At 73.5% G+C, this 12,526-nt stretch carries 12 protein-coding genes; 3 read left to right on the forward strand and 9 right to left on the reverse strand.

All coding sequences use genetic code 11. From position 1 onward, the window contains the following. Nucleotides 1-479 precede the first annotated feature (479 nt). Nucleotides 480-1,478 (forward strand): tryptophan--tRNA ligase, encoded by a 999-nt coding sequence (gene trpS, locus ACZ3ZE_RS18620; protein ID WP_361176565.1) that lies wholly within the window; start codon nt 480-482, stop codon nt 1,476-1,478. On the opposite strand, the gene ACZ3ZE_RS18625 is transcribed toward trpS, so the two are convergent. Then, nucleotides 1,445-2,449, reverse strand: a complete 1,005-nt coding sequence (locus ACZ3ZE_RS18625; protein ID WP_467259833.1) for a GlxA family transcriptional regulator — start codon at nt 2,447-2,449, stop codon at nt 1,445-1,447. The genes trpS and ACZ3ZE_RS18625 overlap by 34 nt on opposite strands. 75 nt (nt 2,450-2,524) lie before the next feature. Here ACZ3ZE_RS18625 and ACZ3ZE_RS18630 point away from each other — a divergent pair, with 75 nt between their 5' ends. Then, on the forward strand, nt 2,525-3,112 hold the full coding sequence (locus ACZ3ZE_RS18630; protein ID WP_363293244.1) for a cysteine hydrolase family protein: 588 nt from the start codon (nt 2,525-2,527) through the stop codon (nt 3,110-3,112). Between the two features lie 21 nt (nt 3,113-3,133). Here the strand turns inward: ACZ3ZE_RS18630 and proC are convergent, their stop codons facing one another. The 5 genes from proC to ACZ3ZE_RS18655 form a co-directional block, all read right to left on the reverse strand. Beyond that, nucleotides 3,134-3,943, reverse strand: a complete 810-nt coding sequence (gene proC / locus ACZ3ZE_RS18635; protein ID WP_361176571.1) for a pyrroline-5-carboxylate reductase — start codon at nt 3,941-3,943, stop codon at nt 3,134-3,136. 121 nt (nt 3,944-4,064) lie between these two features. After that, nucleotides 4,065-4,829: an ABC transporter permease gene (locus ACZ3ZE_RS18640; RefSeq protein ID WP_361620776.1), complete on the reverse strand. Its 765-nt coding sequence runs from the start codon at nt 4,827-4,829 to the stop codon at nt 4,065-4,067. Continuing rightward, nucleotides 4,826-5,674 (reverse strand): ABC transporter ATP-binding protein, encoded by an 849-nt coding sequence (locus ACZ3ZE_RS18645; protein WP_467259836.1) that lies wholly within the window; start codon nt 5,672-5,674, stop codon nt 4,826-4,828. Before ACZ3ZE_RS18645 ends, ACZ3ZE_RS18640 begins: the two co-directional genes overlap by 4 nt. A gap of 57 nt (nt 5,675-5,731) precedes the next feature. Continuing rightward, nucleotides 5,732-6,232, reverse strand: coding sequence for a hypothetical protein (locus ACZ3ZE_RS18650; RefSeq protein ID WP_442306189.1), 501 nt, complete (start codon nt 6,230-6,232; stop codon nt 5,732-5,734). 110 nt (nt 6,233-6,342) lie between these two features. After that, entirely contained in the window at nt 6,343-6,618 is a 276-nt protein-coding gene (locus ACZ3ZE_RS18655; protein WP_361176577.1) for an SH3 domain-containing protein, read from the reverse strand. A gap of 154 nt (nt 6,619-6,772) precedes the next feature. Between ACZ3ZE_RS18655 and ACZ3ZE_RS18660 the strand changes: the two genes are divergently transcribed. Next, nucleotides 6,773-8,902: a serine/threonine-protein kinase gene (locus tag ACZ3ZE_RS18660; RefSeq protein WP_467259839.1), complete on the forward strand. Its 2,130-nt coding sequence runs from the start codon at nt 6,773-6,775 to the stop codon at nt 8,900-8,902. A 79-nt stretch (nt 8,903-8,981) separates the two neighbouring features. Here the strand turns inward: ACZ3ZE_RS18660 and ilvD are convergent, their stop codons facing one another. The 3 genes from ilvD to ACZ3ZE_RS18675 form a co-directional block, all read right to left on the reverse strand. Then, complete coding sequence (gene ilvD / locus ACZ3ZE_RS18665; RefSeq protein ID WP_361176581.1) at nt 8,982-10,835, reverse strand: dihydroxy-acid dehydratase; 1,854 nt, start codon at nt 10,833-10,835, stop codon at nt 8,982-8,984. A gap of 193 nt (nt 10,836-11,028) precedes the next feature. Beyond that, entirely contained in the window at nt 11,029-11,640 is a 612-nt protein-coding gene (locus tag ACZ3ZE_RS18670) for a TetR/AcrR family transcriptional regulator (RefSeq protein ID WP_361176583.1), read from the reverse strand. Beyond that, the gene (locus ACZ3ZE_RS18675) at nt 11,637-12,467 is read right to left on the reverse strand and encodes a sugar phosphate isomerase/epimerase family protein (RefSeq protein WP_361176585.1); all 831 of its coding nucleotides are present in this window, start codon (nt 12,465-12,467) and stop codon (nt 11,637-11,639) included. The genes ACZ3ZE_RS18670 and ACZ3ZE_RS18675 overlap by 4 nt, the downstream gene beginning before the upstream one ends. Nucleotides 12,468-12,526 lie beyond the last annotated feature (59 nt).

Here is a 12,526-nt window from a genome sequence, read left to right on the forward strand (position 1 = left end):
GGCCTGACTCCCAGTCAGCGGGTTTTGTCTTCTCGGCTGTTGGGCCGTTCCGACGAGTGAGACTTTAGCGGATTCCTTGCCCCCGAAGCCAATCGGGGGGCTCGCGCTCAATCCTTCGAACGCGGATTCCTCATTTCGCAAAAACGCACGGAAAGCAATGACGGCGTCGACGAATCGACACCGTCTGGTGCTCAAGTGGTTCTTGCGGAATCGCTGTCCGGGGCCGACCGGGGTCGGTGCTCACGTCGGACAACTCGGAGAACACTACGGACCGGGTAATCCCGTGTCAACCCGGGTCCTCGGGCGTACCCTCCCCGTATGACGCATGCGCACACCACCCAGTGGTGGGCCGCCTGACCCGGCGGCCCTGACCTGACGCATGCAGACACACGGCCGCCGCCTCGGCGGCCGTTCGCGTATCCCTCCCGGGAGCCCGGCCGACGAGCCGGCGGCCCTCCTGAGAGAGAGGGACGGACGCGATGACGCGGATCTTCAGTGGGATCAAGCCGACCGGGCACCTGACGCTGGGCAACTACCTCGGGGCCGTACGGCGGTGGGTCGAGGTCGACCAGCACCGGGCCGACGCGCTGTTCAGCGTGGTGGACCTGCACGCGCTGACCGTGGAGCACGATCCGGCGCGGGTGCGGCGGCTCAGCCGGCAGGCGGCGACGCTGCTGCTCGCCTCGGGGCTCGATCCCGAGCGGTGCACCCTCTTCGTACAGAGTCATGTGGACGAGCACGCGCGGCTCTCGTACCTGATGGAGTGCACGGCCACCGACGGCGAGATGCGGCGGATGGTCCAGTACAAGGAGAAGAGCGTCCGGGCTCGGGCGGCCGGGCAGAGCGTGCGGCTGTCGCTGCTGACGTATCCGGCGCTGATGGCGGCGGACATCCTGGCGTACGGGACGGACGAGGTGCCGGTCGGTGAGGACCAGACGCAGCACGTGGAGCTGACCCGGGATCTCGCGGTGCGGTTCAACCAGCGGTACGGGCAGGTGTTCACCGTGCCCAAGGCGACGCACCCGGAGGTGGCCGCGCGGGTCATGGATCTGCAGGACCCCACGTCGAAGATGGGGAAGTCGCACGAGAACGGGGCCGGGATCGTCTATCTGCTCGACGAGGCGGAGACCGTGCGGCGGAAGGTCATGCGGGCCGTGACCGACAGCGGGCGTGAGGTCGTGTACGACCGGGCGGCGAGTCCGGGGGTGGCGAACCTGCTCGATCTGCTGGCCGCGGCGACCGGGGCGAGTCCGGCCGGGCTGGCCGGTGCGTACGACTCGTACGGGGCGCTGAAGAAGGACACGGCGGAGGCGGTCGTCGAGCTGCTGCGGCCGGTGCGGGAGCGGCATGCCGAGCTCGCGGCCGATCCCGGGTACGTCGACGGGGTGCTGCGCGCGGGCGCCGAGCGGGCGCGCGGGATGGCGCGGCCGCGGGTCGACGCGGCCTATCGGGCGGTCGGGCTGCTGCCGGCCGTGTGACGGAAGGCGTTGCGGTAGTCGCGCGGGCTGGTGCCGAGGTGCGAGGCGAAGTGCTGGCGCATCGTGACCTCGCTGCCGAAGCCCGCGCGGCGGGCCACCTCGGGGAGGGGGTGGTCGGTGCGTTCGAGGAGCTTCTGGGCGGCGGCCACCCGGCGGCCGATGAGCCAGTGGAGCGGGGTGGTGCCCGTGGTGGCCTGGAAGTGGCGGGCGAAGGAGCGCGGGGACATGCCGGCGTGGGCGGCGAGGCTCGCGACGGTGTGCGGCTGGTCGAGGTGGGCGAGCACGTGGGCGCGGACGGCGGCGAGGGCGTCGGCGTCGCGGTCGGCGCGCGGGGTGGGGTGCTCGATGAACTGGGCCTGGGTGCCGGTGCGGAAGGGGGCGGTGACCATGGAGCGGGCGATGGTGGCGGCGGTCTCGGCGCCGTGGGCGGTGCGGACGAGGTGGAGGCAGAGGTCGATGCCGGCGGCGGTGCCGGCGGAGGTCCAGATGCCGGTGTCCTCTACGTAGAGGGCCTCGGGTTCGACCCGGACCTCGGGGTGGCGGGCGGCCAGCTCCGGGGCGAGCTGCCAGTGGGTGACGGCGCGGCGGCCGTCGAGGAGGCCGGCGCGGGCGAGGACGAAGGCGCCGGCGCAGAGGGCGGCGACGGGGACGCCGGCGGCGTGGGCGTCGCGCAGGGCGTCGAGGACGGGGGCGGGGAGGTCGGCGTGCGGGTCCTCGATGCCGGGGACGACGACGAGGTCCGTGGGGGTGAGCCCGGTCAGCCAGGTGAGCGGGCGGTCGGGGGTGAGGGTGAGGCCGCCGCGCAGCGGGACGGGGACGGCGGGGTCGGCGGCGGCGCGGTGGAGGGCGAAGGGCGGGACGCCGCGGGTGGTGCGGTCGGTGCCCCAGACCTCGGTGATGACGGAGACGTCGAAGGCGCGGATGCCGGGGAAGGCGAGGAGGGCGACGCGCTGGGGGACCGTGGCTGTCATGGCTGGCAGTTAACCATCGATCGCTGGCTTTCCTCCCTCTGGGGTGGGAGGCGCGGGCGGGCCAGGATCGTCGGTATGGAGATCGAGGAGAACGCGGCGCTGGTGGTCATCGACGTACAGAAGGGGTTCGAGGACGAGGGGTTCTGGGGGCGGCGGGACAACCCGGACGCGGAGGAGAACATCGCGGCCCTGATCGACCTGTGGCAGGAGACGGGGCGGCCGGTGGTGTTCGTGCGGCACGACTCGGCGCGGGAGGGTTCGCCGCTGGCGGCGGGGTCCGCGGGCAACGCCTTCAAGGACTTCGTGGAGGAGCGGCGGGGGAAGGGGCGAGGGGCCGAGCTGCTGGTGACGAAGCACGTGAACTCGGCGTTCTACGGGGAGCCCTCGCTCGACGTCTGGCTCACCGGGGAGGACGTGGCGCAGATCGTGATCGTCGGGATCCAGACCAACATGTGCAACGAGACGACCGCGCGGATGGGCGGCAACCTGGGCTACGACGTGCTGTTCCCGCTGGACGCGATGCACACGTTCGACCTGGCGGGACCGTTCGGCTGGACGAGCACGGCGGAGGAGCTGACCCGGGCGACGGCGGTGTCGCTGCACGGCGGGCAGTTCGCCCGGGTGGTGCGCACGGAGGACGTGCTGAAGGGGGCGGCCGGCTGACCGCCCCCTGAGCGGGGCCGGTCAGCCGTTGCCGGAGGCGAGCTCGCGGCTGCGGTCGCGGGCGGCTTCCAGGGCGGCGATGAGGGCGGCGCGTACGCCGTGGTTCTCCAGCTCGCGGATGGCGCTGATGGTGGTGCCGGCCGGGGAGGTGACGGCCTCGCGCAGCTTGACCGGGTGCTCGCCGCTGTCGCGGAGCATCACGGCGGCGCCGATCGCGGCCTGGACGATGAGGTCGTGGGCCTGGGCGCGGGGCAGACCGAGGAGGATGCCGGCGTCGGTCATGGCCTCGACGAGGTAGTAGAAGTACGCCGGGCCGGAGCCGGACAGCGCGGTGGCGGCGTCCTGCTGGGACTCGGGGACGCGCAGGGTCTTGCCGACGCCGCCGAAGATCTCCTCGGTGTGGACGAGGTGGGCGTGGGTCGCGTGGCTGCCCGCGGAGATCACGGACATGCCCTCGTCGACGAGGACGGGCGTGTTGGGCATGACCCGGACGACCGGGGTGCCCGCGGCGAGGCGCTCCTCGATGAAGGCGGTGGGGATGCCGGCCGCGGCGCTGATGACCAGGCGGTCGGCGGCGACGTGGGGGGCGAGCTCGTCGAGGAGGCGGCCCATGTCCTGGGGCTTCACGGCGAGGATGAGGATGTCGGCGCGCTTGGCGGCGTCCGCGTTGCTGACGGCGTCGACGCCGTAGCGGGCGTGGAGCTCCTCGGCGCGTTCGGTGCGGCGGGCGGTGACCAGGAGGTTGGCGGGGCGCCAGCCGGCGCGGATCATCCCGCTGAGGAGTGCCTCGCCGATCTTGCCGGTACCGAGGACTGCGACGGTCTGGGTCATGGGTCTCTCACCTCGCCGGAGGGGCCTGTGCGTGCGTCTGCGGGACATCCTCGCACCGGGGGCGGGGTGGTGCGGCGGCTGTCCGAGGGGCGGTCACGCGGTGGCGGTCACGCCGTGCCCGTCACGCGGTGCGGCGGCGGAGGGTGGCCGCGCCGAGTCCGAGCACGAGGACGGCGCAGCCCGCGACGACCAGGGCGTCGCGGACGAAGGTGCCGGTGACGTCGGTGTGGCGCAGGACCTCGTTCATGCCGTCGACGGCGTACGACATCGGCAGGACGTCCGAGACCGCTTCGAGGGCGGGGGCCATGCGGTCGCGCGGGGTGAACAGGCCGCACAGCAGCAGCTGCGGGAAGATCACGGCCGGCATGAACTGGACGGCCTGGAACTCCGAGGCGGCGAACGCCGAGACGAAGAGGCCGAGGGCGGTGCCGAGCAGGGCGTCGAGCAGCGCGACCAGGAGCAGCAGCCAGGGCGAGCCGACGACGTCGAGGCCGAGGAACCAGACGGCGAGGCCGGTGGCGAGGACGGACTGGACGACGGCGACGAGGCCGAAGGCCAGCGCGTAGCCGGCGATGAGGTCGCCCTTGCCGAGGGGCATCGCGAGGAGGCGTTCCAGGGTGCCGGAGGTGCGTTCGCGCAGGGTGGCGATGGAGGTCACCAGGAACATGGTGATGAGCGGGAAGATGCCGAGCAGCGAGGCGCCGATGCCGTCGAACGTCGAAGGGCACGGGGTCTCCCCGCCGCAGGAGGGGGAAGCGTCGAAGACGTAGCGCAGCAGGAAGAGCATCACGCACGGCACGAGCAGCATGAGCGCGATCGAACGCGGGTCGTGGCGGAGCTGGCGCAGGACGCGGGCGGCGGTGGCGAGGGTGCGGGCGCTGCTCATGGGCGGGGCTCCTCGGCGGAGGCGGTGACGGTTCCCGCGGCTGCGGGGGCGGGGTGGTCGGCGGCGGTATCGCGGGCGGCGGCCGCGTCCACCAGGTGGAGGAAGGCCTCCTCGACCGTCGCCGTGTCGTTGCGGTGGCGGAGGGCCTCGGGGGTGTCCTCGGCCAGCAGTTCGCCCTCGCGGAGGAGGAGCAGCCGGTGGCAGCGTTCGGCCTCGTCCATGACGTGGGAGGAGACCAGGATCGTGGTGCCCCGGTCGTCGGCGATGTGGTGGAAGAGCTCCCACAGGTCGCGGCGCAGGACGGGGTCGAGGCCGACGGTGGGTTCGTCGAGGACGAGCAGGTCGGGCGTGCCGAGGAGGGCGACGGCGAGCGAGACGCGGCTGCGCTGGCCGCCGGAGAGGCGTCCGGCGAGGGCGTCGGCGTGTCCGGTGAGGGCGACGTCGGCGAGGGCCCGGTCGACGGCGGTGCGGCGGGCGGCGCGGTGGGCGCGGCCGGGCGTCAGGACGGCGGCGAAGTAGTCGAGGTTCTGCCGGACGGTGAGGTCGTCGTAGACGGAGGGCGCCTGGGTGACGTAGCCGATGCGGGGGCGCAGGGCGGGGTCTCCGGCGGGGTGGCCGAGGACGTCGAGGGTGCCGGTGACCTTGGCCTGGGTGCCGACGATCGCGCGCATCAGGGTGGTCTTGCCGCAGCCGGAGGGGCCGAGGAGGCCGGTGATACGGCCGGGCGGGACGGTGAAGTCGAGTCCGCGCAGGACGGTGCGGTCGCCGCGTACGACGGTGAGGCCGGAGGCGGTGATCGCACCGGTGCCGGTGGGGTCGCCGGCACCACCCGTCTTATTCATCATGTGATGAATAATGCGCCTGGGGCGGCCCCGTGGCCAGTCCCGTGGCGGACTTGGCGGCTAGCCCTTCTTCTTCTTGCGCGCGGACGGGTTGCCCGCGCTCCGCGAGCGGCGCTTCTCGAAGCGGGCGAGGGCCGTCTCGTACTCCGTGCGGCGCAGCTTCTCGCCGGGGGCCTCCGTGAAGGAGCGGAAGAAGTACGCGAGGAGGGAGCCGATGAAGCCGATGGCCTTCAGGCTGCGCAGCGACTGCTCGCGGGCCGGGTCGGCGGGGCGGCTGCCGAAGCCCTCCCAGGTCTTGCGGAAGGCGATGGCGCTGCAGACCGCGAACATCACGACGACCAGCAGGTTGACGAAGCCGCCGACCTGCGCGACCTCCAGGCCCTGGTACGCGAAGCGCAGCACGAAGCAGCCCGCGGCGGCGGCCAGCAGCGAGCCGGCGGCCACGCCGACGCGGCGCAGCGCGTACGGGCCGCTGTGGTCGACCCAGCTCGTGCCGAAGAAACGGATCTCCTCGGGCTGCGGTCCTGCGGGGGTGCGGTTCTCGTCGCTCACGGGATCGATTATCCCCGGTGGGCGACGAGAACCGGTGAGGCCGTACGCCCCTGATGGCCCCGGGAAAGCCCCGAGCCGGGTCCGGAAAGGCCCTGAGCCCGGCCCCGAAGGCCCTCGGCCTAGCCGCAGCGGCGGGTCACATAGCCGTCGGTGCCGGTGTGGACGTACGCGTCGGACGCGTACTCGCCCGGTGCGATGTTGTCCCAGAGGTTGGTGGTGCCGTACGGGCCGGTGACCCAGGTGCCCGGGGTCTGGCAGTAGATCGCCACCGTGCTGCCCGCGGCGAGCGAGCGGATGATCGGATACTGGGTGCCCGGGCCCGAACGGACGTTGAGCCGGGTGCCCGGGGCGACCGAGTAGCGGGTGGTGGCCGTCGTGGCCGATTCGGTGCTCATCGCAAACTCCCCGTTGACGCGAAAGCGCTCCGCCGAGATTCACTCTCCGCGACGCGCAGGCTAGCAAGCCCCACCGACTTCGGCCGCACCATCGACTAGGCTCCGTGCGTCGCGCACGCGCGCGATTCGGACGGGCAACCCACGGGGGTCGGCGATGCCGCCGTTGCGCAGTACCGGTGCGGACCGGGAAGCGGAAGGTCCCGAGTACGCGGGCGAGTACCGGCTCCAGGCCTGTCTCGGCGCCGGTGGCATGGGCGTGGTCCATCTCGCCACCTCCGCCTCCGGGCTGCGGCTCGCGGTCAAGGTGGTGCACGCACAGTACGCGGAGGACCCCGAGTTCAGGGCGCGTTTCCGCCAGGAGGTCGCCGCCGCGCGGCGGGTCAGTGGCGCGTTCACCGCGCCCGTCGTGGACGCCGACCCCGACGCCGTGCGCCCCTGGATGGCGACCCTCTACGTGCCCGGGCCCACGCTCGCCGACCAGGTGAAGCGGAGCGGCCCGCTGTCCCCCGCCGAGCTGCGGCGCCTGACCGCCGGGCTCGCCGAGGCGCTGCGCGACATCCACCGGGCCGGCGTGGTGCACCGGGACCTGAAGCCGAGCAACGTGCTGCTCACCGACTCCGGGCCCAAGGTCATCGACTTCGGGATCTCGCGGCCCGTCGACAGCGATCTGCGCACGGAGACCGGGAAGCTGATCGGCTCGCCGCCGTTCATGGCGCCCGAGCAGTTCCAACGCCCCCGGGAGGTCGGGCCCTCGGCGGACGTCTTCGCCCTCGGCTCGGTGCTCGTGCACGCGTCGACCGGGCACGGGCCGTTCGACTCGGACAGCCCGTACATCGTGGCGTACCAGGTCGTCCACGACGAGCCCGACCTGACCGGCGTCCCCGAGGAGCTCGCGCCGCTGGTGGCCCGCTGCCTCGCCAAGGAGCCGGCCGAGCGGCCCACTCCCGCCGAGATCATGGCGGCGCTCAAACCCCCCTCGTACGACGCCACCGCCTTCATACCGGCCCAGCGCCGCGCCGCCGCGCCACCCCTGCCGCCCGGGCCCGCCCCCTCCTGGGACGCCGCGACCCCCGTACGGGTCCCCGCTCCCCCGCGCCGCCGCCGCAAGCGGCTGCCGGTCGCCCTCGGGGTCGCGCTGCTGCTCGCCGCGGGCGGCACCGCCGTCGCCCTGTCGCAGGGGGATCCGGCCGCGCCCCGGCACCCGGCCGAGGCCGCCCAGACCTTCAGCGGCTGGCAGACCGTCCTGTGGAAGGGCACCGACCCCTCCGCGCCGTCCTGCACCCACAGCGCGGGCGCCCTGTACTGCGCGGGCCGCGGGGTCGCCGCCGCCCGGCTCGACCCCGCCACCGGCAAGGTCGCCTGGTCGCGGCCCGGCCCGGCCGACATGATCGGCCCGCAGGCCCCGGCGCCGCTCGCCGGCGGCCCGCTCGCCGCCGCCACCGCCACCGGCGAACTGCGCACGTACGCGGCCGCCGACGGCACCCCTGGCTGGCACCGCGAGGCCGCCGCCCGCCCCGAACGGTTCACCGCCGCCGGCGACGCCCTGGTGCTCTCCGACGGCAGCCCCACCCTGCGCGGCCTCGACGGCGCCGGCGGGCGGGAGCTGTGGCACCGGGCGCTGCCCGGCCACGCCTTCCCCGTACCGGGTCCGTACGACGCCGCCACCGGTCTGCTCACCGTCTCCGAGACGCTCGCCGACGGCACCCACACCCGGGTCAGCGCCGTCCGGCCGCGCACCGGCGAGGTCGTCTGGCAGAAGCGCCTGGCCGGGGTGCTGACCCCGGTCGGCACCGCGCCCGGCGGCACCGTGGTCCTGCTCTCCACCGACCGGGCCGGGCGCGCCGACGCCCTGGTCCGCTACGAACCCGCGCGGCAGGCCGTACGGCGGGTGCCCCTGGAGTACGTCCTCAACGAGCCGTTCCTCGTCCTGCACGGCGACACCGCCTATCTGCTGACCCCCGCCGGGCGGCTCACCGCCGTCGACACGTCCGCCGCGCGCGGGCGGGTGCTGTGGGAGCTGGAGACGGGCACCTCCAACGTCTCCCCGCCCGTCGTCGACGCCGACGGACGCCGGCTGTACCTGTCCTCCTCCGACGGGCGGCTGCTCGCCGTCGACGCCGTGCGCGGCACGCTGCTCGGCACGACCGCGCCCCGGCTGCGGAACGGGCGGCTCACCTACGCCCCGTCCGTCCCGGCGCCGGTCCCCGCCGGCGGCCGGGTCTTCGGGACGGCGCCCGACGGGTCGGTCTTCGCGGTCGACGCGAGGGACCCGGGGACGTGGTGACCCGGGCCCGCGGGGCGTACGGCCCGGCATGACGAAAGGGCGGGACCCCCTCGGGTCCCGCCCTTCCTCATGGGGTCGTTCAGCCCAGCTTCGACACGTCCCGGACCGCGCCCTTGTCCGCGCTCGTCGCCATCGCCGCGTACGCCCGCAGCGCCGCCGTGACCTTGCGCTCGCGGTTCTTCGGCGCGTACACGCCGTTCAAGGCCTCGCGGCGGGCGGCGAGGGTGGCCTCGTCGACGAGCAGGTCGATCGAGCGGCCGGGGATGTCGATGCGGATCCGGTCGCCGTCCTCGACGAGGGCGATCGTGCCGCCCGAGGCCGCCTCCGGGGAGGCGTGGCCGATGGACAGGCCCGAGGTGCCGCCGGAGAAGCGCCCGTCCGTCACCAGGGCGCAGGTCTTGCCCAGGCCGCGGCCCTTGAGGAAGGAGGTCGGGTAGAGCATCTCCTGCATGCCGGGGCCGCCCTTGGGGCCCTCGTAGCGGATGACGACGACGTCGCCGTCCTTGACCTGCTTGTTGAGGATCTTCTCGACGGCCTCCTCCTGCGACTCGCAGACGACCGCCGGGCCCTCGAAGGTCCAGATCGACTCGTCGACGCCGGCCGTCTTCACGACGCAGCCGTCGACGGCGATGTTGCCGCGCAGGACGGCGAGGCCGCCGTCCTTCGAGTACGCGTGGGCGGCGTCGCGGATGCAGCCGGCGGCCGCGTCCAGGTCGAGGGTGTCCCAGCGCTCGGACTGCGAGAAGGCCTCGGCGGAGCGCACGCAGCCGGGGGCCGCGTGGAACAGCTCGACGGCCTCCTCGGAGGCGGAGCCGCCGCGGACGTCCCAGGTGTCCAGCCACTCCTTGATGGAGCGGGAGTGGACCGAGTGGACGTCCTCGTCGAGCAGCCCGGCGCGGTACAGCTCGCCCAGGATCGCGGGGATGCCGCCGGCGCGGTGCACGTCCTCCATGTAGTACGTGCCGCCCGGGGCGACGTTCGGGGCGACCTTGGCCAGGCAGGGCACCCGGCGCGAGACCTCGTTCATGTCGCTCAGGCCGTACTCCAGCTCGGCCTCCTGGGCGGCGGCGAGCAGGTGCAGGATCGTGTTGGTGGAGCCGCCCATGGCGATGTCGAGGGCCATGGCGTTCTCGAAGGCCGCGCGGGTGGCGATGTTGCGCGGCAGGACCGAGGCGTCGTCCTCGTCGTAGTAGCGACGGGTGATGTCGACGACCGTGCGGGCCGCGTTCTCGTAGAGGGCGCGGCGGGCGGTGTGGGTGGCGAGGACGGAGCCGTTGCCGGGGAGGGAGAGGCCGATGGCCTCGGTCAGGCAGTTCATCGAGTTGGCGGTGAACATGCCGGAACAGGACCCGCAGGTCGGGCAGGCGTTCTCCTCGATGCGGAGGATGTCCTCGTCGGAGACCTTGTCGTTGACGGCCTCGGAGATCGCGTCGACCAGGTCGAGGGTGCGGACCGTGCCGTCGACGAGGGTCGCCCGGCCGGACTCCATGGGGCCGCCGGAGACGAAGACGGTCGGGATGTTGAGGCGCAGGGCGGCCATCAGCATGCCGGGGGTGATCTTGTCGCAGTTGGAGATGCAGATCAGGGCGTCGGCGCAGTGCGCCTCGACCATGTACTCCACGCTGTCGGCGATCAGGTCGCGGGAGGGCAGGCTGTAGAGCATGCCGCCGTGACCCATGGCGATGCCGTCGTCGACGGCGATCGTGTTGAACTCGCGGGCGATGCCGCCGGCGGCGGTGATGGCCTCGGAGACGATCCGGCCGACCGGCTGGAGGTGGGTGTGGCCGGGGACGAACTCGGTGAACGAGTTGGCGACGGCGATGATCGGCTTCCGGCCGATGTCGGCGCCCGGTACACCGGAGGCGCGCATAAGGGCACGTGCGCCCGCCATGTTGCGGCCGTGGGTGACTGTGCGGGACCTCAGCTCGGGCATCGTCGCTCGTTCCTCCGGTGACGGGTGTGCTTGCAGTCGAGCGTACGCTTCGACTCCAAGATCTGGACACGAGGTCCGGTATGCGAGACAGGTGTTCAGCCTTCGGGCGGGTGGAGCCCGGGCCGGGCCGGGGGCCCCGCGGGGCGCCGAACCCGGGCCGGGCCGGGCCGGGGTGCCCTGCGGGGGGCGCGCCTCACGCCTCCGTCAGATAGCGCTGGAGCGTCGGCGCCACCTGGGCCACGATCTCCTCCGGGTCCGCCGAGGCCAGCGGCTCGACCTGGATCACGTACCGCAGGATCGCGATCCCGATCATGTGCGAGGCCGCCAGCTCCGCCCGCAGCTTCGGCTCCGGTACGTCCAGGTCGGCGGCGATCCGCTCCAGGAGCCGCCGCAGCACGAAGCCGCGCAGTACCTTCGCCGCCGCCTCGTGGGTCAGCGCGGAGCGCACCACGGCGAGGAGCGGGGCGCGGGTCGCCGGGTTCTCCCACACCGAGAGGAAGAAGCGGGCGAGGCGCTCGCCGATCGCCTCGCGCGGGCCGCCGACGATCAGCGGGATCGCCGTCGCCGGCTCGAAGGAGACCTCGATCGCCGCGGCGAAGACCTCGTCCTTCGTACCGAAGTAGTGGTGCACGAGCGCCGGGTCGACCCCCGCCTCCTTGGCGATCCCGCGCACGGACGTCTTGTCGTAGCCGCGCTCGGCGAACCGGCTCCGGGCCGCCTCCAGGATCCGCTCGCGCGCGCCCGGCACGGAGTCGGCGGCGGTACGGGACGGGCGGCCGCGCCGCCGGGGGGAGGGCTCGGTCACGGGCCGGGGGCCTTGCCGCTCCGGGCGGCGGCCAGGTGGAGCCGGGTGAAGGCGAGGGCCTCGGCGAGGTCGGCCTCGCGTTCGGCGGAGGACATCGCGCGGCGGGTGTTGACCTCGATGACGACGTGCCCGTCGTAGCCGCGGCGCGCCAGGCCCTCCAGGAGTTCCGCGCACGGCTGGGTGCCGCGGCCCGGCACCAGGTGCTCGTCCTTGGCGGAGCCGCGCCCGTCGGCGAGGTGGACGTGGCCCAGCCGGTCGCCCATGCGGTCGACCATGGCGAGGGCGTCGGCGCGGGCGGTCGCCGTGTGCGAGAGGTCGACGGTGAAGTGCCGGTAGTCGTCCTTGGTGACGTCCCACTCGGGGGCGTACGCGAGCATCTCGCGGTCCTTGTACCGCCACGGGTACATGTTCTCGACGGCGAAGCGGACGTCGGTCTCGTCGGCCATGCGCCAGATGCCGGTCACGAAGTCGCGCGCGTACTGGCGCTGCCAGCGGAACGGCGGGTGGACGACGACCGTCGAGGCGCCCAGCTTCTCCGCGGCGGCGCGGGCGCGCTGCAGCTTGACCCACGGGTCGGTGGACCAGACCCGCTGGGTGATCAGCAGACAGGGGGCGTGGACGGCGAGGATCGGGACCTGGTGGTAGTCCGACAGGCGCCGCAGCGCCTCTATGTCCTGGCTGACCGGATCGGTCCACACCATGACCTCGACCCCGTCGTAACCGAGGCGCGCGGCGACCTCGAAGGCCGTCGCCGTCGACTCCGGATACACCGAGGCCGTCGACAGGGCGACCTTCGCATCCGGGACGCGCACCGCTGGTTCTGCCACGGGGACAGGGTACGGGGCGGGCCGCGGGGCCGGGGGGTGGTTCCGGTCACGCCCCGGCC

It is taken from the genome of Streptomyces sp. NPDC023157 (assembly GCF_055560575.1).